Raw genomic sequence first — 19,602 nt, 5'->3', positions numbered from 1 at the left:
GCCGAGCGAGGGGCCCCGCTGCCCCTCGCTCGGCGCTCGGGCTCGGACCGGTACGCACCAGCCGGATTCGGTGTCAGCCGTAGAACGCGGCGGCTGCGAAGCTCACGCTCTCCTTGCCCTGCGGGTGAACGAACTGCTGGTAGTGCAGCACCTTCCCGGTCCGCGGCTTCGTCAACTCAAGTGTCAGCCACGTCGGCGTCAAACCGCAGATGCGCCGCTTGTCTTGCTCGGCCGCGACCTCGTTGAAGAACGCGCTCGCGCTCGCCGATTCGAGCGCCTTCAGGATCGCGGCGTCCCTCTCGCGGCTCTCGACGAGCCACGGGCCTTCGGCCTTTCGCTTGTCGCCGAACTTCGGCCCGATGTGCGCGAGGTCGCCGCTGATGAGGTAGCACACCGGCTCACTGCACGCGGCCTCGGCGGCCCGCAGCGCCGCGACCATTCGCGACAGGTCGCCGCCGGTCGCCGGGTCGGACTTCTTGCGGACGTGGTCGCCGAGCGAGCCGGTGAGGAGCGGGACGATCTTGAACGGCCGGCGGCCCGCGAGCAGGAACTGGAGCAGCACCGCTTCGAGTTCGATCGAGTGCTCGGGGACGTGCGCGAACGGGTCGTCGAACAGTCCCCCGCCGTAGTGGTCCACGATGCGGGTGACGTAGTCCTGGTCGGTCTCGACCACCCCGAGCGGCGTGGCGAAGTTCTGGCGGGTGAGCGTGAACCGGTGCCCCGAGTAGTGCGACGTGGCGACGATCACGAACACCCGCGCGTCGGTGTGGCGGATCAGCTCGGCGAAGGCGTGGCCGTAGGTGACGTTGCCGCGGCCGTAGTCCATGTGCGGCGCGAGCACTGCCCGCAATTTGTCGCGCTTACCTTTCGAGCCGCCGGGTTGACCCCGGCGGTCTTCGGGCATCCCCGCCCCGCCGGGTGCGGTGAACAGCTCGGTGAGCTGCGCCCGCAGCGGTGCCGGGTCGGCGTCCATGTCGAAGCACACGGGCGTGCGGACCGGTCCCTCGAAGCGCGCCCGGAGCTTCGGCGAGTCGAGCAGCGAGGCGTCGTCGAGCGCCGCGACGAGCCCCGCGACTGCTTCGACGCTCACCTCCGCGTTGGCGAACTGCGCGTTCAGCGCCGCGACGATCTCGGGCACGGTGGCGTCGCCGTCGAACCGCTGGGCGATCGCGGCGGCGAGCGGCGACAGCACGACCGGCCGGCCGACCCGCAGCGGGTCGTAGATGACGAAGTTCCCGTCGTCGTGCGGCTCGGCCCCGAGGTTGTCGCGGAGCCTGGGGCGGTCGTCGGTTGGCATGTGCGGGACCCGAGCGGCAGAGGGGGGCACCACCCGATTGTAATTCGCCGTCAGCGGGGGGAGAAGTGTGTGGCCTCGGGAGTTGGGACGGTTCGCTTGAGAGTCTGGGCTTGAAGGCGAGCGGGGGACGTCAGTCCCCCGGTAGGACCGCAATTGGTAGGACACCGGGGGACTGACGTCCCCCGCTCGCCAAAATCTCTACCGGGACGCACCCGCGAAACTCGGCTGGTACTTCTTGCCGGGATTGCCTATGACCCCGGGTCTGAGGGCGCGCCCAGTCCCCCGGGCGCAGTCGTCGGACATCGAGGAGAAGGCATGCGACACCTCCGGTTCCCGGTCGCGGCGGCGGTCCTCATCGCCGTCAGTACCCACGCCACCGCACAGCCCGCCGTGCCGTTCGCCGACGCGGGCGTTCACGCCGTGCAGTTCATCGACGCGAGCGAGGGGTGGGCCGTCGGCGACGACGGCGTCGTGTGGCACTCCATCGACGGCGGCAAGGCCTGGGAGCGCCAGAAGACCGGCACCCGGGCGAGCCTCCGCGGCGTCCACTTCCTCACCCCGTACACCGGGTGGGCCGTCGGCCGCGTCGAGTCGCCGTGCGGGGCCGGGTCGGTCGGCGTCATGCTCCGCACCACCGACGGCGGCATCTCGTGGGAGGAGGTCGGCATGAACGTGCTGCCCGGCCTCAACGCGGTGCGGTTCTTCGACGAGAAGAACGGGTTCCTGTGCGGCGACGGCAGCGACGCGTTCCCGAGCGGCATGTTCACCACCGCCGACGCCGGGAAGACGTGGCGGCCGGTCACCGGCGCGAAGCTCCCGTCGTGCCGCGGGGTCGATTTCTTCCCCGGCGTGCGGACGGGCGTCGTCGCGGGGGCGTGGAGCCACGTCGGGGTGGTCAACGCGGAGGGGACGTACCGCGAGGCGGAACTCGACCCGCTCGCCGGGCGGTCGCTGCATGCGGTCGCCATCTCGGGGTCGGCCGGGCTCACCGGCGCGACGGCCTACGCGGCCGGCGACGGCGGGGCCGTGCTCTCCAGCACCGACGGCGGGAAGACGTGGGGCTTCGTGAACCTCGGCCTGCCCCCCGCGGCGCTCGCGGCGTGCGACTTCCGGGCGGTCGCGTGCTTCGGCCCGCACGTCTGGGTCGCCGGCAAGCCGGGCGGGTTCGTGCTGCACAGCGGCGACGCCGGGAAGACGTGGGAGGTGCAGAAGACCGAGGTGAAGGTGCCGATCAACGGCGTGTACTTCCTCACCGACAAGGTCGGCTGGATGACCGGCGACCTCGGGTGCATCTTCGGCACCACCGACGGCGGCAAGACGTGGGCGACGCAGCGGGCCGGCGGCCAGCGGGCCGCGGTGCTGTGCCTCACCGCCTCGCACCGGGCCGTGCCGCTCGACGTGGTCTCGACGCTCGGCCTCGGCGAGGGCTACTTCTGCGCGGCCGTCGGCATGATGTGTGCCGACAGCGCGACCGCCGACCCGAAGCGCGCCGGCGACGCGGCCCGGTTGCGCAGTGCGATGCGGCTCGCGGGCGGCGCGGCCGGCGACGTGAACTGGGCGTTCCCCGTCGCGGCGCACGCCGCCGGGCTCCCGCCCCGCGAACTCATGGCGACCTGGGACCGGCGGCACGGCGGGAGGGCGGCCGAGCAACTGCTGCGGCAGACCGTGTGCGCGATCCGCATGTGGCAGCCGGAAGTGATCCTCGCGGACATGGTCGATGTCGACGGACCGGCCGCCGACGCGCTCGCGCTGCACACCGCCAAGGAGGCGTTCGCCAAGGCCGCGGACCCGGAGGCGTTCCCCGAGCAGATCACCACGCTCGGCCTGAAGCCGTGGGCCGCGAAGAAGCTGTACGCCCTGGCGCACCCGGCCAAGAAGCAGCAGGTGCTGCTCGACCAGTCGATCTACTCCGCGGCGCTGGCCGACTCGCCGAAGGACTACGCCGAGCCGGCTATTCGTATTCTGGCCGACGACGCAGCGAGCAGCGACCGCCGGTGCTTCGCGCTGGTCGCGCACCGGCTCGAAGGGGCCGACACGCACGCCGCGCTGATGCAGGGCGTGACGCTCGCGTGGGGCGGCGCGGCCCGCCGGCCCGAAACCGAGGTGCGCCTGGACCCGGTCGGCATGGAAGAGAAAAAGAAGGCGTCGCAGTCGCGGCGGCGGCTCGAGGCGCTCGCCACGGTGAGTGACCCGGAGTTCGCCGGGGCCGACAAGGTCATGGGGCTGCTCGGCGTCGAGCTGAAGAAGATGCCCGACGACACGGCCGCCCGCACCGCGTTCGCGGTCGGAACGCGGTTCGCCCGCGAGGGCAAGTGGGCCGAGGCCCGCGAGGTGTACGGGCTGCTCGCCACGCAGTACCCCGGGCACCCGCTCGCCATCGAGGGGTACCGCTGGCTCGTCCGCTACCACGCCAGCACCGAGGCCCGCCGCCGCACCGAGATCCAGCAGAAGCTGCTCGTCAAGAACGTGTCGTTCGAGGCGCTCCCGGGGGCCGGTAACAAGGTGACGCCGGCCGGCGGGTCGAACGCCGCCGCGCCAGTGGTGCAGGAGGACGTGTACCGGGTGTACAGCCCCGAGGCGGTCCTGAAGTGGCACCAGTCGTGCCTCGACCTGGAGCCCAAGCTCCTCGCGCTCGGGCCGGTGTACTCGCGCGACCCGGCGTCGTGGCTGTGCTTCCTCGCCGCCCGCCGGCAGGTCGGCCGCCACGCCGACGCGGTGACGTTCGTCCGCGACTACTTCAAGAACACCCCCGGGGCCGCCACCTCGCAGCCCGGCACCGACCCGTGGCGCGACTGCCTCGCCGCCGAGCTGTGGATGACGGACCGCAGCCTCATCGGCGTGCCGCCCAAGCACCTCGGCACCTGCCGCAACACCGAGACGCGGCCGCTGCTCGACGGCCGGGCCGACGACGCCTGTTGGCAGGACTCGAAGGCCCTCGCTCTCGCGCCGGTCGCCACCGACGACGAACGGGCCGACGAGAAGAAGGCGTTCGCGAAGGACTTCAAGACCGAGGCCCGGTTCGCCTACGACGAGAACTTCCTGTACGTCACCGTGTCGTGCCAGCACCCCGCCGGGATGAAGGTACCACCCGTCGAGAAGCGGACCCGCGACGCCGACATGACCGGCCGCGACCGCGTGGACGTGATGCTCGACCTCGACCGCGACTACCAGACGTACTACCGGTTCCAGGTCGACCACCGCGGGTGCCTGGCCGAGGACTGCTGGGGCGACCGGACGTGGAACCCGAAGTACTTCGCGGCGTTCCACTCGACCGACACGGGCTGGACCGCGGAACTCGCGATCCCGCTCACCGAACTGGCCGGCGAGAAGCCGTCGCACGGGAAGATGTGGGCCGCGAACGTCACGCGGGTGGTGCCGGGCAAGGGGGTGCAGACCTGGAACGGCCCGGCCGCCGACGCCCCGCGGCCCGAGGGCATGGGCCTGCTCGAGTTCCGCGCCGACCGGAAGTGAGACCTGGCGGGCGGGGCGGGGCTCGCGCTACCGCTCCGCCGCCCCTCACACCAACTGCTTGACCAGTACGGCCGACTTGCGGCCGCTCAGCTCGTACTTCTCGCGGCGGCCCGGGGGCAACTGGTCCGGCGTGCCGGCCGCGAACCCGCGGTGGACGAAGTACGGCACGGCCTGGGTCGAGAGGCAGAACAGCGTCGCCAGCCCCTTCGACCGGGCCAGGGTCTCGGCGTACCGGATCAGCTTCCCGCCGATCCCCTGGTTCTCGTACCGGTCGTCGACGAACAGGCTCGCCAGCTCGCCCATGTTCTGCTCGGGGTACACGTGCAGCGCCGCGCAGGCGACCGGGTTGCGGTCCACCTCGAACACGAAGTAGTCGCCGATCACCCGCTCCAGGTCCACCCGCTTCCGCTTCACCAGTTCGTCGTTCTCGACGCCCTGCTGGATGAGCCCGAACACGGCCCGCACGTCCTTCTTCTGCGCCTGGCGGATCGACTGGTACTCGTTGGCGTAGACCAGGGTGCCGATGCCCTCGTTCGAGAACACCTCGCCGAGCAGCCCCTCCTGCTCGCGGCCGTCGATGATGTGGACCCGCTCGACCCCCTCCTTGCACGCCCGGACGGCGTGGGCGAGTTTCGTGCCGCTCTCGCGGGCCAGGTCGCCCTTGTGCCGCTTCAGGAACGCCTCGGCCTCCTGCACGGTCATCTGCCGCACGACCCCGCCCGGCCCGGGGACGCCGCCCTCGGTGTTCAGGTACACGAGCTTGACCGCCCGCAGCGCCTTCGCGACCTCGACCGCGACCGCGTCGGAGTTCAGCCGGAACGAGTTGCCGGTGCCGTTGATGCCCACGGGCGGGATCACGGGGACGATGTCGTGCTCGAGGAGCGTGCCGAGCAGGCCCACGTCCACCCGCTCGACCTTGCCGGTGAACAGGTGGTCGACGCCGCCGAGGATGCCGGCCGGGTGCGCGACGAGCGCGTTGGGGCACGCGCCCCGGAGGTCGTTGGCCGAGAGCCCCTCGAGGATCTCGTGGGTGACCCGGTTGGCGGCGCTGATCGCCACCTGGAGCGTGTCCTTGTCCGTGATCCCGGTGCCGTCGAGGTCCGACGGGACGAGCCCGATGAGTTCGGCGGCCCTGCGGACCTGGTGCGCCGCCCCGTGGACCAGCACGACCCGGATGCTCAGGCTCCGCAGCAGCGCGATGTCGAGCAGCAGGTTCGGGAAGTTGTCGTCCTCGACGACCGCCCCGTCGACGGCGATGACGAACACCCGGTCGCGGAACCGGGGGACGTACCGCAGGATCTCGCGGAAGTGGGTGAGGCGCTCGTTCATCGGCCTGCGTGTTGGGAGTGTTGTGAGGGTCGGCCGGGTCGCGCCGCGGCCGACTTCGGCACCCGGCCCGGCCGGCGGCCGATTGCTTACCATTGAAGCACCGATCCGCGCACCGCCGACTGTGTAGCTAGAATATGGGCAACGCGGAGCGGGGCGACGCCACGGCGGGTGCGGCCACGCCGGACCCCATACAACACCAAACGCTCCCAACACTCAACACTCCCGACAGAACCATGCCCGAAAACGTCATCATCATCGGCTCCGGCCCCGCCGCGTGGACGGCCGCGATCTACGCCGGCCGCGCCAACCTGAACCCGCTCGTGTTCCAGGGGAACCCGAACGACCGGAAGAACCAGGAGAACGGGACGCTCCCGCTGGGGCAACTCGCCCTCACCACCGAGGTCGAGAACTTCCCGTCGTGGCCCAGCGGCGACACCCGGCAGTACCTCAAAACGGCCCTGAAGGAAGAGGACCAGCCGTACTGGGTGCAGGACGACAGCCGGCCGCAGCCGACGCACGGCATCAACGGCCCGGAACTGATGGCGCTGATGCGGCAGCAGGCGGTGCAGTCGGGCACGCGGATCGAGTCGAAGGACGTGGTGAAGCTGGACCTGTTGAAGCGGCCGTTCGCGCTGACCACGCACGACGGCCAGACGACCGAGGCGCACTCGCTCGTCATCGCGACCGGCGCGCGGGCGAACTACCTCGGGCTCCCGAGCGAGGACGCCTACAAGAACCGGGGCGTGTCGGCGTGCGCCGTGTGCGACGGCGCGCTGCCGCGGTTCCGCAACAAGTCGATCGTGGTCGTCGGCGGCGGCGACTCGGCCGTCGAGGAGGCGTCGTACCTGACGAAGTTCGCCACCGACGTGCAACTGCTCGTGCGCCGCGACGCGCTGCGGGCCAGCAAGGTGATGCAGGACCGGGCGAAGTCGAACCCGAAGATCAACATCCGGTGGCACACCGAGGTGGACGAGGTGCTCGGCGAGGACAAGAAGGGCGTGACCGCGGTGCGGATCAAGAGCAACAAGACCGGCGAGAAGGTCGAGGTGCCGGCCGCGGGGCTCTTCCTGGCGATCGGGCACACGCCGAACACGTCGTTCCTGGGCGGGCAGGTGGAGCTGCACCCGACCGGGTACATCAAGTGGACGACGCTGGGGCGGACGTACACCAGCGTCGAGGGCGTGTTCGCGGCCGGCGACGTGGCCGACGACTACTACAAGCAGGCGATCTCGGCCGCCGGCACCGGGTGCATGGCCGCGCTGGACGCCGAGCGGTTCCTGGGCCATCATGGGCTGGTGTGACCCGAACCGAGGCTCCCCATGCCGTACACCGACTTCGACCTCGCGCTCGCCGAGTCCCGGCTGGGGGTGATGGTCCGCCCGATCGAATTGTTCCCCGACCTCGCGCCGGTCCAGGTTCCGGCGTGGCTCCCGGACCACCTGGCCCGCGGGCGCGAGCTGGCGCTCCTCACGGAGAAGGCCCGGTCCGAGTTGCTGATCGCCCCGATCCTCCTCGCCGCACGCGAGGCCGCGGGCCGGTCGTTCGCGATCTTCTCGGGGCAGCGAATGGACGTGGACCCCGCCCGGGGCCTGACCGGCGAGTGCGACTTCGTCCTGAGCCGGCAGGACGCGGTGCCGGTCGTTCGCGCCCCCGTGATGATCGTGCTCGAGGCGAAGCGCGGGGACATCGAGGGCGGAGTCGGTCAGTGCCTGGCCCAGATGGTCGGGGCGCAGACGTTTAACGAACGGGCCGGCCAGCACGCCCGCGTGTTCGGGTGCGTGACGACTGGTGAGGACTGGCAGTTCTTGCGGCTCGATGGTTCGGTCGCCGGGTACGATACGGTCCGGCGGTACGTCAACGACTTGAGCGGCCTGCTCGCCGTGTTCTGCGCCATCGCGGCCACGGGGCGACCGGCCGCGGCCGCGTGACCCGTCAGAACGGCGGCTCCTTGGAGTTTCGGCACCACGCTCACCCGCCGGCCGCCTGGTGCTCCTTGAGGACGCGGGCCAGGTACTGGCCGTACTCGGTCTTCGCGCACCCGCCCGCGAGTGCGGCGAACTGGTCCAGGTTGATGAACCGCTTCAGCAGCGCGATCTCCTCGATGCACGCGATCTTCAGCCCCTGCCGCTCCTCCAGTGTCCGCACGAACTGGGACGACGACAGCAGCGAGTCAAACGTGCCGGCGTCGAGCCACGCCACCCCCCGGCCGAGCGGGCTGACGGTGAGGGTCCCTTCCCGCAGGTAGTGCAGGTTGACGTCCGTGATCTCCAGCTCGCCCCGGGCCGACGGCTTCAGCCCCTTCGCGATCTCGACCACCCGGCCGTCGTAGAAGTACAGCCCGGTGACGGCCCAGTTCGACCGCGGCTTGGCCGGCTTCTCCTCCAAACTGAGCGCCCGGAACTGGCGGTCGAACTCCACCACCCCGAACCGCTCCGGGTCGTTGACGTGGTAGGCGAACACCCGGGCCCCGCGCGTCAGCCCGGCCGAGTCCACCAGAAGCGGCATCAGGTCGTGGCCGAAGAAAATGTTGTCGCCGAGCACCAGGCAGACCGGTTCGGTGCCGACGAACTCGGCGCCGAGGACGAACGCCTGGGCGATCCCCCCCGGCTCCGGCTGCACCTTGTACTGGAGCCGCATCCCGAGCCGGGCCCCGTCGCCGAGCAGCTCCTCGATGCGGGGGGTGTCGCGGGGGGTGCTGATCACAAGCACGTCCCGGATGCCGGCCAGCATGAGCACGGACAGCGGGTAGTAGATGACCGGCTTGTCGTACACCGGCAGGAGCTGCTTGCTCACCGACCGGGTGAGCGGGTACAGCCGGCTGCCGCTGCCGCCGGCCAGGAGGATCGCCTTCATCGGTCGGCTCCGTGTGGGTCGTGTCGGCCGTCCGACGGGGCGGCCGCCGCGGCCAGAGATCTCGTGACTACGCCAGCTTGCCGTACTGCTTCTCGTAGTACTCGCGGTACGCGCCGCTCTTGATCTCGGCGACCCACGCGGCGTTCGCCCGGTACCAGTCGATCGTCTCGGCGAGCCCGCGGTCGAACGGCACCCGCGGGGTCCAGCCGAGGTCGCGCTCGGCCTTGGAGCAGTCGATCGCGTACCGGCGGTCGTGACCCGGGCGGTCCTTGACGTAGCGGATCAGCGAGTCGGGCTTGCCGAGCAGCTTGAGCAGGAGCTTCGTCAGCTCGATGTTCGGCATCTCGCACCGGCCGCCGAAGTTGTACACCTCGCCGGGCATGCCCTCGCGCCACGCGGCCTCGACGCCGCGGCAGTGGTCGAGGACGTGGATCCAGTCGCGGATCTGCATCCCGTCGCCGTAGACGGGCACCGACTCGTCCGCGAGCAGGTTCGACACGAACAGCGGGATCAGCTTCTCGGGGAACTGGTACGGGCCGTAGTTGTTCGAGCACCGGGTGGTGACGGCCGGGAGCCCGAACGTGTGGTGGTACGCCCGCACGAGCAGGTCGGCCCCGGCCTTGCTCGCCGAGTACGGGCTGTTCGGCTGGAGCGGGGTCTCCTCGGTGAACAGGCCGGTCGCCCCGAGGCTGCCGTACACCTCGTCGGTGCTGACCTGCACGTACTTCGACACCTTCGCCTCGCGGGCCGCGTCGAGCAGGATCTGCGTGCCGGTCACGTTGGTGCGGACGAACGGGCCGCTGTCCTGGATGCTGCGGTCGACGTGGCTCTCGGCGGCGAAGTGGATGACGTCGGTGACGCCCCGCATCGCGGCCCGGACCTGCTCGCGGTCGGTGATGTCGCCGCGCACGAACGCGTGCCGGGGGTTGTCGGCGACGTCGGCGAGGTTCGCGAGGTTCCCGGCGTAGGTGAGGCAGTCGAAGTTCACCACCTCGACGGCCGGGTCGGTCGTTAGCAGGAGCCGGACGAAGTTCGACCCGATGAACCCGGCCCCGCCGGTGACCAGAACACGCGCCATGCGACCCCCTGCTTCCGTAACGCGGCCAGTGTACCGAAACCACACGCTGTTGCAAACGCCCCGATCCCGCCCGGTCAGGGGCGTCCGGCTCCCGGCGGACCGCCGCCTACTTCTCGAAGTGCGCCCGCCCCTCGTCCGAACTCAGCATGAGCAGCGCCCACAACCCGACGACCGCCCCGGGCACGCAGCACAGGTGCGGGACGTTCAGAGAGGCCGCCAGGCACCCGAGTTGCGCCACCCGGTGGTTCCACCGCGTCGCGATAGAGAGCCCGCCCAGGAACGCGACCCCGCTCACGACCGCGAACACCGGGAGCCCCCACAGCAAACCCCGGACCAATTTCGCGGCGCGCTCGGCGTCGAGCCGGTCGCGGTCGGCCTCGGGGTCGTCCTGCCCGACGCCGAACTTCCGCATCTCGCTCAGTTGGTTCTGGAGAGCTTTTGCCACCGCCGGCGGGTCCGCGAACAACTGGTACGCGGTGCCCGCGTTGACGATCACGCCCGCGGTGCCCAGGAGCATGAGCCCGAACGCCGGGAGCAGGAGCATCGCGTCGAGGGGCTTGCGAGCGGCGGGCCGGTGCGCGTTCGGTCGGGAGAGGAGCACGGCGTCGGTGAGGCCGCCCGAGCCGTCGCGGGCCGGGGCGCGGAACGTGGCCTTGCACTCGGGGCACTGGACCGACGTGCCGAGCCAGTCGAGCGGCACCCGCAGCGCGTGCTTGCACGCCGGGCACAGGACCACTTCGGTTTCGGGTTCGGGCATTCGGTGCGCTCCGGTGGGTCGCGAACGGGGATAGAATACGCCCGGACCGCGCCGCGGGAGTTGCCCCCGCGGCGCGGAGGAGGTGGAGCAATGCCCGAGTGGCTTCAGAATCTGTTGCCCGCGGGGTGGACCGGGTGGCACGTCGCGGCGGCGACGGTGGCGCTCGCGATGGCCTCGGCCGCGGTGAGCGTGGTGGTGATCGGGTACGCGCTGTCGCGGCTGCCGGCCGACTACTTCGTCAACCCGGCGGCCCGCGGGCCGATCGCACGGCACCCGGCGGCGCGGGTGCTGCTGGCGGTCGTCCGGAACGTGTGCGGTTGGGCGCTGATCGCTCTGGGAATCGTGCTGTCGCTGCCGGGCGTACCGGGGCAGGGCGTGCTGACGATCCTGATGGGCGTGATGCTGGTGGACTTGCCGGGCAAGCACCGTGCGGAGATGTGGCTGTTGCAGCGCCGCGGGGTGCTCGGCGGGGTGAACCGGCTGCGGGCGCGGATGGGCAAGCCGCCGCTCCTGACGCGCGCCGCGCCGGTTGGGTGAGCCGCCCGACCGCCTTTGCGGCGGCACCCGTTGACGCCCCCGCCGGAGGCCCCTATAAAATCTGAGGTCAGGGCAGTTAGCTCAGTTGGTAGAGCGAGCGACTGAAAATCGCTAGGTCCCCGGTTCAACCCCGGGACTGCCCACTCTGGAAAACAAGGGGTTTCGCGAGAGGCCCCGATTGCTACAGGACTGCTTGATACGGAATCGTGATACGGAATGGTAAACCCCCGCCCCGCAGCAACGGGACGGGGGCCAGCCACCCCGGAGGGAAGCCGTGCTTCCAACCCTCTGGGAGTCCAACCGTGGCACGTTCAGCATCCCCCTGGTATTGGGAACGCCGCCGCTGCTGGGCCGTCGTTATTGACGGCCAGCGTCACGTCCTCGGCGAACACCCCGACGACACGCCCCCGAAGAAGCGCAAGGGTAAGTGGGTCGTCCCGGCGTCCATCCAGGACGCCTTCTACAAGCTCATGGCGGCACCCGCCGCCCCACCCCCGAAACCGAGTATCCTGACCGTCGGCTCCGTCCTCGAGCGGTTCCTGGCCTGGTGCCAGCTCAACCGCACGGAACGGACGTACGAGTGGTCCCGCAACCACATCCAGCACTTCTGCGATCACCTGAAGTCGCAGGCGCTCTCGCCGAAGACGATGCCCGCTTCGGACCTCGCCCCGATCCACGTCACCGAGTGGGTGGACGCGAACCGTCGGAAGCGGCCGGGCAAGCGGCTGTGGGGACCGAACCACTGCCGCGGGGCAATTATCGCCGTCCAGCGGGCGTTTCGGTGGGCCGAGCAACAGGGGCTGCTCGACCGCTCCCCCATCCGCCACGTCGAGAAGCCCGCAGCAAAGCGGCGGGAGCAGGTGCTCAACCGGGCGGAGTTCGATACGCTCCTCGGCCACGTGAAGGACGCCGCCTTCCGCGAGGTCCTGGAGTTCTCCTGGGAGACCGGCTGCCGCGTGCAGGAGCTGCGGCTGCTCGACGCCTCCCACTACAAGCCCGACCGCGGCCGCTTCGAACTGCCCCCTCGGCAGGCCAAGGGGAAGAAGCGGTGGCGGCTCATCTATCTCACCGCCCGGGCCGAGGAGATCGTGAAGCCGCTCGTCGAACGGGTGCCCGACGGGCCGATTTTCCGCAACGCGGACGGAAACCCATGGGACGCCCAGAACTTCAACTGCCGGTTCTTCCGGCTGGAAAAGAAGCTCGGCGTGAAGTACGCCCTCACGTCGATTCGCCATAGCTACGCAACGCGGCTTCTTGAGGCCGGGTGCGATCACGTCACGGTGTCCGCGCTTCTCGGGCACGTCGATGCCGTTATGCTGTCCCGCGTCTACTCACACGTCGGCGACCGGGCCGACTTCCTCCGCGAGGAACTTCTCAGAGCTTCAGGTGATCGAAAGCCTGCGGCTTGACCTTCGGGGCCTGGGGAACGGACTCCCCCGCCTCGTGCCGATAGCTCTCCAGCCACGTTATAAAATCACTGAGCTTGATGAGGTACTTCCCTCGCTTCCCCTTCTTCGCGGGAATGCGGTAGTGGGCGAGGAGACCGTCCTGACAGGCGCTGTACAGCGTGCTCAGGCTCACGGGGTAGTGCTCCGCGTACCACGCCGGTGGCTGGAGCGGATCGCTCGGGTTCACGACATCACCTCGAATGAAATGGCCCTCCGTGGCTGGCACAGCCAGAGGTAAATGCACAGGCCCAGGACCGTAGCGAGCAGGGTGTTCGGAGCCTCACTCGGTTCTGCGTCGGGTAGGTGCATCGGTGTGAATCCGTTGCGAGGAATGGTCCGGCGGTCGATCGGGATGGAGCGCAGGGGCACCCGTCGCCCGAAGCCGCCGGTGCGCGGGCGAACCTTCGTGTCATCGGGCACCCTAGTTCCCTCAAGTCCGAAATGGAATAGAAGTTTTTTATATTTCGGAACAAGTGCGATGTGCTGGAGTTGTGAGGTCGTGCGTCCCGGATGTTGCTGCTGCGATCGCGGAGTGCACCGAGAAGGGGGTGCGGTACGTCGTCATGTGCCTGAACAGCTTCACGAACCAGCCGTACTGCGACCTGCCCGAGTGCTTCGCCGGCTAGATGGCGCGCTCGCAGCCGGCGTCCGGCGAGGTGTTCGAGCCGAAGACCGTGATCGACAAGGTGGACGTGGCGTCGGACACCCGGCTCTGCCTGCCGGCCGTCTTCGACCTGGCCGGCCGCGAGGTCGTCTGGGCCGACATCGCGCTCGAAGCCCACCCGCGGTTCCCCAACAACGTCCACAACAACATCGGCGGTGTGTCGCTGATGCTGCGGGCGATGACTGGGCTGCGGAAGACCGACCTCGGTACCCTGGTCGACTTGCACGTCCGCGCCCGCGGGCACGCGGTGTCGAACGTCGGGTCGGCCGAAACGGTGTTCGCGGTCGATCAGGGGGATCACGCCGTTCGACCTGGATCGCATTACCGCCGACTTCCTGTGAGCGTGCGGTTCAGGCGTGGTTGCGGTCGGAACCGGCCGAGCAACGAGTCGAACAAGTCGCGTGAGCGGCCCCGGCTCGACTTGCACCGCTTGTGAGACTGACGTGGAGCGACGACCAATCAGATCACCCACGGTTGATGACCTGATTCGCACGCCGGTCTGTGTTCGGCATCGTGGGTTGCGCTCACTTTGAAAAGCCGCCGGCTCCAACTCTGAGAAGAGGCTTTATCAGGGTAATCCAAGCGTCGAACGCCGCCCGGGGAACTCGCTCGGGCATGCGCCAAGATGCCGACGGCAAATTAGCCTTGTACTGGAAATGCAAGGCGAAAAGGCTAATTTGAAGGCCATCCTTCTGTACGCCTGTGCCCTGTGACACAAGCACCCATGGGAACTCCCCGAATCACACGCTGCAAGTGACGCCACGGGCACACAGGGACCCAAGAAATTCGTGCGGGCCATCCCAGCACCTTGACCACGTGAATCATCCCAGGTGAGGGGGGAGGAGGGGTAGCCGGATAATCGGTCAAAACTGCCACGGCGTTGAGGCATGAGCGATGAAAGTGGTCCCCATCGTCGAGACCAAAAGGCGGTGGGTCACAGCTACTGTCGCGCTTGCGTTCACCGCCAACGATAGCGAACATGAGGCCGCCGATATTGCGCGGTGCTTGTCGGCGACTGGGTCACACACCGTCCTGCTGACCTACGGGGTCGGGTGTTCCCTTTCGGGCGTCGATTCCACCGCTCCGGACCCCTTGAAGACTTACATCGACAGTACGGTGGCGATCACTCTCCTCCCCGAGTTCATCAAGAGGGCCGAGCCGTACGGCGCGTTCCTGATGGGCCGCAGCGACCTGCTTTTCAGGCCCGACGACCGCCACACCTCGTGCTTCCCATTACCGACAGCGACGTTCTTGATCCGGCGCAGATAATATCCCCCTTCGCCCGAAGGAGCTTTTCATGAACGTTCGACTCACTGCCATTTCGGCGTTACTCGCCTGCACGATCCTTTCGTCGGCCGCCCTGGGCGACGAGCCGGTCAAGAAGAGAGTCAAGGCCGGCGACGGGCTGAGCATCGCCTACGACGTCCGCGGCAAGGGCGACACGGCCCTCGTGTTCCTGCACGGCTGGGGCGGCGACCGGGAATACTGGAAGAACCAAGCTGATGCATTTGCTACCGACTACACGGTCGTCACCGTCGATCAGGCCGGGCACGGGGCATCGGGCAAGGACCGCGAGACCTGGACGGTCGAGGCACTCGCGGGCGACGTCGAATCCGTGGTCAAGGATCTGAAGCTCAAGCGGGTGGTCCTGATCGGCCACTCGATGGGCGGGTCGGTCGCGCTCCTCGCTGCCAAGAAGCTGCCGGGCACGGTCGTCGCCGTGGTCGGGGTGGACACCCTTCAGGATGCCGAGTTCAAGCGACCCGAAGACGTGGTCAAGTCGCTGACCGCCGGTCTGGAGAAGGACTTCAAGGGGACGGTGGGCGGGATGGCCGCCGGGCTACTGCCCGAGAAGTGCGACGCGAAGCTGAAGGACTGGATCGGGGAGAAGGCGGCGAGCCGCGACCCGGCGGTCCAGATCGCGCTGATCAAGGACCTGTTCGCCCTCGACCAGAAGAAGGCGTTCAAGGAGGCCGGGGTGCCGGTGCGGTGCGTCAACTCGGCCGGCGGGTTCCCGTTCTTCACCCCGACGGCAGTCGAGACGAACAAGAAGTACGCCGACTTCGACGCGGTCACGATCGCGGACGTCGGGCACTACCCGATGCTGGAGAAGCCGAAGGAGTTCAACGAGAAGCTCGGCGACGTGCTCAAGGGGCTGGCGAAGAAGTGACCTGAGAAGACGAGCGGCCAGCGGCCCGGGAGACTGCTGGCCGTCGCGGTGGGCCCAACGCCGATCGCTCTCGAAACCGATAAACGCTCCTCCTGTCCACCCCCACGATCCGGGCCACCAGGGAGACCGAGCAACCCGCGCCCATAAGCCCGAGAGAAACTTCAGACTCCTTCAAGCCAGGACCGACCCCTCGCTGGTACTCCTGGCGGTCGATCTCGCGCTGATCTGCTGCGGGGTCGACCACTGTGAACGCGCCCACCTCACCCACATCGTGTCGGAACCGGACGAGAGCCTCATCGGTGGGCAGGTCGCGAGGCCGGCGAGCGTCCCGAGCGAACCGGGTCACGTCCCACGCGACCAGGACCGCGCCCTGGTCACTCGCGCGTTCCGCAGCGCCCGCCCACAGCCCGGGCGTCCAGGCCGGGCCGACGAGTTCGACCAGACCGACGACGCGAAGGCCACGGTAGGCGCACCGAGCCGCGAGGCCGAGCGTCTCGCGTCGGAGATTGTTCCCCCGCAGCTGCCGTTCACCAGACACGCGCGAGCAGATGATCACCCGGTCGCCCCGCTGCAAGTCGAACGCTGAACGGATACCCACGCGCGCGGGGTCGCCTGGCGACAAGTCGTCGTCACCTGCCGTCTCTCGCTTGACGAAGACGAAGTCGTCATCATCGTCATCCCTCAGCCCCACGGTGTCTCTCCCTGCCTCAGCGTCGCCCTCGGACCTCACTCACCTCGCTCGGTCTTCGTGTCGTCTTTGGCCTTCGCTTTGGAGCGCCGCCAGACGGCCCGGACGCCCTCGACGCCCTTGTTCACCTTCCACTTCTGTAGCGCGCAGTGCGAGCACACGGCCGCCCGGCTCTCGCGGCCCTTCGGCGTCTCGGACGCCACGGGTTGCTTGCACGAACCGCAGAAGTGGTCGTCGCGAAACTCAGGCATGAGCGAGCGGAAGACGCGGGCCAGGAAGATGTCAATCCGGGTTGTGAGTTCCCGCTGTTGCGGCTTGAAGGCTGCCCCTCCCGCGGACGCCTCCGCCGCGAACACCAAGTCGCGGGGGGCGGTCGTGAGGTGGTACGCGAGGGCGTGTCCCGGGCCGGGGGCCGCGACCACCCGGACCGTGGCGAGGTAGTCGTTCCAGACGTCGGTGGCGATGTCACGCGGGATCGCGAACGGTCGGGCGCCCTCCTTCTTCGATTGCCACACCGCGAAGCGGAAGGTCCTGATGCCCTGCTCCCACATCAGGGCGATCTCGGGCCGCCAGAGCGAGCCCCAGCCGGAGATCACCTTCGGAGATGCCGGGGCGACCCCGAGGGGACGGCCCGCTAGGCTTCGGGTGCTGTTCTCGGACTCGGTGCTGCCCCCCGACCGGTGTAAGTCGAGGAGCCAGGCCTGGTACACGCCGGGGGCGGTCAGGTCGAGGCTCGTGTCGTCCACCAGGACGATCTCCCACAGCCGCATCGCTTGCTCTCCTTGAGCGTGTATGGCGACGGTTCATAAAATAAAACGGTACCCGATTTGATTTAGGATCCGGTCGGCCCTATGGTACATATCGGGCCGTGCGGATTCAAGCGGACGCCGGCGAATTCACGACGATCGACCCCATGGAACGACCCGTAATCAAGAGGCCCGACGAGGTCCACTCCATGAGTGACGCCACCGCGGCCGGCGAGGATTTGTTCTCGGCAGGGTCCGTGACCATTGAGGGTCTGGAGACAGAATTTGGGATTTACCGCACCAAGGCCTACGAGCTGATGGGCGCGGGTCTGCTGCCGTGGAGCACGACGACCGGGCGGCGGCTGGTTCCCCGGGCCGCGGTCCGCCGCCTGCTGGCCGAGGGGCTGATCCGGGGCCAGGCGGGGGGCGGCGACAACGCCCGGGCGTAGGCCTCCTGAAGAACGCTACGTACTCCGGCCCAACCGTCCCCAGTCCCGTGGCGCGGGCCGCCTCCACCGGATCAACCGACAGATCGCCAGGCTCGACGCGAAGTACCGCGGCGGCCTGGACCGTACCGTCCAAAACTTGCGGGAGTGGCACGAGCGTCTCGGCACCGCCCTGGACGCGAGCGCGATCCTCCCGGCCTGTGCGGACCTGGTCCCGCAGAGAACGCGGCGGTCGGCCCGGGGCGTCGCCCAGTCCTTGGAGAAACGCACCGCCGACTACCACACGAGCACCGCGTCCATGGTTCGCCGGTGGGCGGCCGGGGACGGGTGGTTCAGGCGGGACCGGTTCGGCCGCATCCACACGCCGTTCACGAGCTTCCCACGCTCCCTGCGTCCGCTGCTGCGCTCCCACGGCCGGGCCATCATCGGCGTCGACGTCGGCGCGATGCAGATGGTCTGCGCGTACCTGCTGGCCGTGTGGTGGTACCGGGACCCGTCGGTGCCGGAGCGGATGGTGCGGGCGACGTTCCCCGAGTCCGGGAACCCCTACGCCCGCCGGTACTGGAACAGCCTCAAGGACCGCGCCAAGGTGCCGGCCGACGTCCGAGCGTTCCTGGTGTCGTGCGTTTCCGGGCGGATCTACGACCCGGCGGAGTGGGGCGTGGAGGGGGTGACGCGGGACCGCCTGAAGCGGACCGTGCTGGTCCTCGTCATGGACCGGAACCGCAGGAGGTCCCCGCTGGAGAGGACGATCGCCGGGCGGTTCCCGGGTGTCTTCCGGGTGCTCCGGGCGCTGAAGCGCGTCACGCCCGGGCACGCCCGGCGGGAGGGCCGGGACTACTCGCACGAGACGCACAAGCGGGTCGCGCACCTGCTCCAGAACCTGGAGAGCAACATCATGCACCGGGTGCTCAAGATCGTCTTCAAGGAGCGGCCCGACGCCCCCGTCTGGACCCGCCACCACGCGATCTACACCGTCGGCGAGGACAGCCGCCGGTTCCTCCGCGAGGCCTTGAGCCGCGTCTTCGCGGACCTGGGCGTCGCCCCGTCGCTCAAGGACTGTTGAGGCGCCCGGCGGGCGGGGAACCGGGTGAAGATCGTGCGCGATCCTAAATTGCGAACCCACAAGGCGTTAAGTTCACCTCTTGGCACTTACATAGACTTGTTGGTCGTGGTGTGGTGTGGAGGGGATGTGTGACTGGGTTAGGTGGGGTGTGGTCCCGTGCTACGTCCCCTCGGTAAGGGCTGGCTTTGGTTCCTGCTGCCCGCAGGGTGTGGCTCGCACGGGGCGACCCTGGTCCGCGAGGTCGGGTCCTGGCGGCAAAGGTTCCGGTCGCGCTCCTGCGTCCGTTTCGACGCCCGGGAGCACAACACGGCACCGGGAAACCCCTATGAACGGCCACTTTTTGGCGTATCAAATTAGCCTTGTTCAAGGCTAATACAAGGCTAAATCAAGTGCGCCGATTCGCTCCCTCAAAGTGGGCGAACGGCGACTGACTGGTCTCGGCCGACGGCCAGTAGGCGAATGGGATTTATTCGAGCGTGCCGAGCGCGACACTCCACAGCCGCACCGGTCGGCACTCGCGCCCCGCCGGAGCGGCCGCCGCCTCGTGCCGCAAGAATTCTCGTGAAATATCAGCAATTCGGTACACTGAAGCACCCGCGTTGACCGGCTCGCAAGGCGGGTGCCGGGCCGCGCCACCGCCGCAACGACCGACCCAAGCCTCGGCTCGGCGGGTATGATGTCCCCAACAAGATATGGTCCGCTACGCAGCACGCGGGCATCATCGCGGCCACGTTACGTACGGGAACCCATGCCCCTGATCGGTGACGCCCCTGCCAGGGCTTTGCCTCCCCGGGCTCGCCGACAAAATGCCAGTGTCAACGTATTTCGGTGCGGCGGTGTTCTGTATAATGATTTTGTGGAATCGGTCGCCTTGGACGCTCGCGTGCTCGGTTCCGCACCCCGGCACCGGCGGGTACCAGGACCCCGCGCCCGCCGTCCCGCACGACCGGGGCGAAGCCGCCCGACCCGGTCGCAGGGGCATGCCGCGGGGCGAGAGGGCGTGTGCGGCGGGCACGGTCGACGTGTGACGCGAGGGAGACATGACAGCGTTC

19 protein-coding genes and 1 tRNA gene are annotated in these 19,602 nt (G+C 68.9%); 12 read left to right on the top strand and 8 right to left on the bottom strand.

All coding sequences use genetic code 11. The features are described 5' to 3' along the window. Nucleotides 1-73: 73 nt before the first annotated feature. Nucleotides 74-1,297, bottom strand: a complete 1,224-nt coding sequence (amrB, locus tag ACTIGN_RS06290) for an AmmeMemoRadiSam system protein B (RefSeq protein ID WP_439621958.1) — start codon at nucleotides 1,295-1,297, stop codon at nucleotides 74-76. 315 nt (nucleotides 1,298-1,612) lie between these two features. Here amrB and ACTIGN_RS06285 point away from each other — a divergent pair, with 315 nt between their 5' ends. Further along, complete coding sequence (locus tag ACTIGN_RS06285) at nucleotides 1,613-4,768, top strand: YCF48-related protein (protein WP_439621957.1); 3,156 nt, start codon at nucleotides 1,613-1,615, stop codon at nucleotides 4,766-4,768. A gap of 45 nt (nucleotides 4,769-4,813) precedes the next feature. On the opposite strand, the gene argA is transcribed toward ACTIGN_RS06285, so the two are convergent. Beyond that, entirely contained in the window at nucleotides 4,814-6,097 is a 1,284-nt protein-coding gene (gene argA, locus ACTIGN_RS06280) for an amino-acid N-acetyltransferase (protein ID WP_439621956.1), read from the bottom strand. Nucleotides 6,098-6,330: 233 nt separating this feature from the next. Between argA and ACTIGN_RS06275 the strand changes: the two genes are divergently transcribed. Further along, on the top strand, nucleotides 6,331-7,398 hold the full coding sequence (locus tag ACTIGN_RS06275) for an NAD(P)/FAD-dependent oxidoreductase (protein ID WP_439621955.1): 1,068 nt from the start codon (nucleotides 6,331-6,333) through the stop codon (nucleotides 7,396-7,398). An 18-nt stretch (nucleotides 7,399-7,416) separates the two neighbouring features. Then, on the top strand, nucleotides 7,417-8,025 hold the full coding sequence (locus tag ACTIGN_RS06270; protein WP_439621954.1) for a hypothetical protein: 609 nt from the start codon (nucleotides 7,417-7,419) through the stop codon (nucleotides 8,023-8,025). Nucleotides 8,026-8,065: 40 nt separating this feature from the next. Here ACTIGN_RS06270 and rfbA read toward each other — a convergent pair whose 3' ends face one another. The 3 genes from rfbA to ACTIGN_RS06255 form a co-directional block, all read right to left on the bottom strand. After that, nucleotides 8,066-8,950, bottom strand: coding sequence for a glucose-1-phosphate thymidylyltransferase RfbA (gene rfbA / locus ACTIGN_RS06265; protein WP_439621953.1), 885 nt, complete (start codon nucleotides 8,948-8,950; stop codon nucleotides 8,066-8,068). 67 nt (nucleotides 8,951-9,017) lie between these two features. Beyond that, the gene (gene rfbB, locus ACTIGN_RS06260; protein WP_439621952.1) at nucleotides 9,018-10,028 is read right to left on the bottom strand and encodes a dTDP-glucose 4,6-dehydratase; all 1,011 of its coding nucleotides are present in this window, start codon (nucleotides 10,026-10,028) and stop codon (nucleotides 9,018-9,020) included. 106 nt (nucleotides 10,029-10,134) lie between these two features. Next, the gene (locus tag ACTIGN_RS06255) at nucleotides 10,135-10,785 is read right to left on the bottom strand and encodes a hypothetical protein (protein WP_439621951.1); all 651 of its coding nucleotides are present in this window, start codon (nucleotides 10,783-10,785) and stop codon (nucleotides 10,135-10,137) included. A 90-nt stretch (nucleotides 10,786-10,875) separates the two neighbouring features. On the opposite strand from ACTIGN_RS06255, the gene ACTIGN_RS06250 reads away from it, so the two are divergent. The 3 genes from ACTIGN_RS06250 to ACTIGN_RS06240 all read left to right on the top strand — a co-directional run bounded on the left by ACTIGN_RS06250 (nucleotide 10,876) and on the right by ACTIGN_RS06240 (nucleotide 12,731). After that, nucleotides 10,876-11,322 (top strand): hypothetical protein, encoded by a 447-nt coding sequence (locus tag ACTIGN_RS06250; protein ID WP_439621950.1) that lies wholly within the window; start codon nucleotides 10,876-10,878, stop codon nucleotides 11,320-11,322. 70 nt (nucleotides 11,323-11,392) lie between these two features. Beyond that, nucleotides 11,393-11,465: transfer RNA gene (locus ACTIGN_RS06245), tRNA-Phe, on the top strand. A gap of 159 nt (nucleotides 11,466-11,624) precedes the next feature. Then, nucleotides 11,625-12,731 (top strand): tyrosine-type recombinase/integrase, encoded by a 1,107-nt coding sequence (locus ACTIGN_RS06240; protein WP_439621949.1) that lies wholly within the window; start codon nucleotides 11,625-11,627, stop codon nucleotides 12,729-12,731. Here ACTIGN_RS06240 and ACTIGN_RS06235 read toward each other — a convergent pair. Then, nucleotides 12,697-12,957, bottom strand: coding sequence for a helix-turn-helix domain-containing protein (locus ACTIGN_RS06235; protein WP_439621948.1), 261 nt, complete (start codon nucleotides 12,955-12,957; stop codon nucleotides 12,697-12,699). The two genes, ACTIGN_RS06240 and ACTIGN_RS06235, sit on opposite strands and share 35 nt — an antisense overlap. 304 nt (nucleotides 12,958-13,261) lie before the next feature. On the opposite strand from ACTIGN_RS06235, the gene ACTIGN_RS06230 reads away from it, so the two are divergent. The 4 genes from ACTIGN_RS06230 to ACTIGN_RS06215 all read left to right on the top strand — a co-directional run bounded on the left by ACTIGN_RS06230 (nucleotide 13,262) and on the right by ACTIGN_RS06215 (nucleotide 15,604). Further along, the gene (locus ACTIGN_RS06230; protein ID WP_439621947.1) at nucleotides 13,262-13,396 is read left to right on the top strand and encodes a hypothetical protein; all 135 of its coding nucleotides are present in this window, start codon (nucleotides 13,262-13,264) and stop codon (nucleotides 13,394-13,396) included. Continuing rightward, nucleotides 13,397-13,870: a hypothetical protein gene (locus tag ACTIGN_RS06225; RefSeq protein ID WP_439621946.1), complete on the top strand. Its 474-nt coding sequence runs from the start codon at nucleotides 13,397-13,399 to the stop codon at nucleotides 13,868-13,870. Nucleotides 13,871-14,328: 458 nt separating this feature from the next. After that, nucleotides 14,329-14,703 (top strand): hypothetical protein, encoded by a 375-nt coding sequence (locus tag ACTIGN_RS06220; RefSeq protein ID WP_439621945.1) that lies wholly within the window; start codon nucleotides 14,329-14,331, stop codon nucleotides 14,701-14,703. Nucleotides 14,704-14,731: 28 nt separating this feature from the next. Next, nucleotides 14,732-15,604, top strand: coding sequence for an alpha/beta fold hydrolase (locus ACTIGN_RS06215; RefSeq protein ID WP_439621944.1), 873 nt, complete (start codon nucleotides 14,732-14,734; stop codon nucleotides 15,602-15,604). On the opposite strand, the gene ACTIGN_RS06210 is transcribed toward ACTIGN_RS06215, so the two are convergent. Further along, a complete protein-coding gene (locus ACTIGN_RS06210; RefSeq protein ID WP_439621943.1) occupies nucleotides 15,582-16,334 on the bottom strand; it encodes a hypothetical protein in 753 nt (250 codons plus the stop codon). The genes ACTIGN_RS06215 and ACTIGN_RS06210 overlap by 23 nt on opposite strands. Next, on the bottom strand, nucleotides 16,331-17,062 hold the full coding sequence (locus ACTIGN_RS06205; protein ID WP_439621942.1) for a hypothetical protein: 732 nt from the start codon (nucleotides 17,060-17,062) through the stop codon (nucleotides 16,331-16,333). Before ACTIGN_RS06205 ends, ACTIGN_RS06210 begins: the two co-directional genes overlap by 4 nt. Nucleotides 17,063-17,247: 185 nt before the next feature. On the opposite strand from ACTIGN_RS06205, the gene ACTIGN_RS06200 reads away from it, so the two are divergent. Further along, the gene (locus tag ACTIGN_RS06200; RefSeq protein WP_439621941.1) at nucleotides 17,248-17,487 is read left to right on the top strand and encodes a hypothetical protein; all 240 of its coding nucleotides are present in this window, start codon (nucleotides 17,248-17,250) and stop codon (nucleotides 17,485-17,487) included. A gap of 295 nt (nucleotides 17,488-17,782) precedes the next feature. Then, a complete protein-coding gene (locus tag ACTIGN_RS06195) occupies nucleotides 17,783-18,550 on the top strand; it encodes a hypothetical protein (RefSeq protein ID WP_439621940.1) in 768 nt (255 codons plus the stop codon). Nucleotides 18,551-19,602: the final 1,052 nt, after the last annotated feature.

This window comes from Gemmata sp., from assembly GCF_051859125.1.
Taxonomy (GTDB): domain Bacteria; phylum Planctomycetota; class Planctomycetia; order Gemmatales; family Gemmataceae; genus Gemmata.
This window is presented reverse-complemented; position numbering and strand designations above follow the sequence as displayed.

What these genes read in the sequence shown, in the direction of transcription:
- amrB (WP_439621958.1), bottom strand. Translation starts at nt 1,297, where the DNA reads ATGCCAACCGACGACCGCCCCAGGCTCCGCGACAACCTCGGGGCCGAG.
- ACTIGN_RS06285 (WP_439621957.1), top strand. Translation starts at nt 1,613, where the DNA reads ATGCGACACCTCCGGTTCCCGGTCGCGGCGGCGGTCCTCATCGCCGTC.
- argA (WP_439621956.1), bottom strand. Translation starts at nt 6,097, where the DNA reads ATGAACGAGCGCCTCACCCACTTCCGCGAGATCCTGCGGTACGTCCCC.
- ACTIGN_RS06275 (WP_439621955.1), top strand. Translation starts at nt 6,331, where the DNA reads ATGCCCGAAAACGTCATCATCATCGGCTCCGGCCCCGCCGCGTGGACG.
- ACTIGN_RS06270 (WP_439621954.1), top strand. Translation starts at nt 7,417, where the DNA reads ATGCCGTACACCGACTTCGACCTCGCGCTCGCCGAGTCCCGGCTGGGG.
- rfbA (WP_439621953.1), bottom strand. Translation starts at nt 8,950, where the DNA reads ATGAAGGCGATCCTCCTGGCCGGCGGCAGCGGCAGCCGGCTGTACCCG.
- rfbB (WP_439621952.1), bottom strand. Translation starts at nt 10,028, where the DNA reads ATGGCGCGTGTTCTGGTCACCGGCGGGGCCGGGTTCATCGGGTCGAAC.
- ACTIGN_RS06255 (WP_439621951.1), bottom strand. Translation starts at nt 10,785, where the DNA reads ATGCCCGAACCCGAAACCGAAGTGGTCCTGTGCCCGGCGTGCAAGCAC.
- ACTIGN_RS06250 (WP_439621950.1), top strand. Translation starts at nt 10,876, where the DNA reads ATGCCCGAGTGGCTTCAGAATCTGTTGCCCGCGGGGTGGACCGGGTGG.
- ACTIGN_RS06225 (WP_439621946.1), top strand. Translation starts at nt 13,397, where the DNA reads ATGGCGCGCTCGCAGCCGGCGTCCGGCGAGGTGTTCGAGCCGAAGACC.
- ACTIGN_RS06220 (WP_439621945.1), top strand. Translation starts at nt 14,329, where the DNA reads ATGAAAGTGGTCCCCATCGTCGAGACCAAAAGGCGGTGGGTCACAGCT.
- ACTIGN_RS06215 (WP_439621944.1), top strand. Translation starts at nt 14,732, where the DNA reads ATGAACGTTCGACTCACTGCCATTTCGGCGTTACTCGCCTGCACGATC.
- ACTIGN_RS06205 (WP_439621942.1), bottom strand. Translation starts at nt 17,062, where the DNA reads ATGCGGCTGTGGGAGATCGTCCTGGTGGACGACACGAGCCTCGACCTG.
- ACTIGN_RS06200 (WP_439621941.1), top strand. Translation starts at nt 17,248, where the DNA reads ATGAGTGACGCCACCGCGGCCGGCGAGGATTTGTTCTCGGCAGGGTCC.
- ACTIGN_RS06195 (WP_439621940.1), top strand. Translation starts at nt 17,783, where the DNA reads ATGGTTCGCCGGTGGGCGGCCGGGGACGGGTGGTTCAGGCGGGACCGG.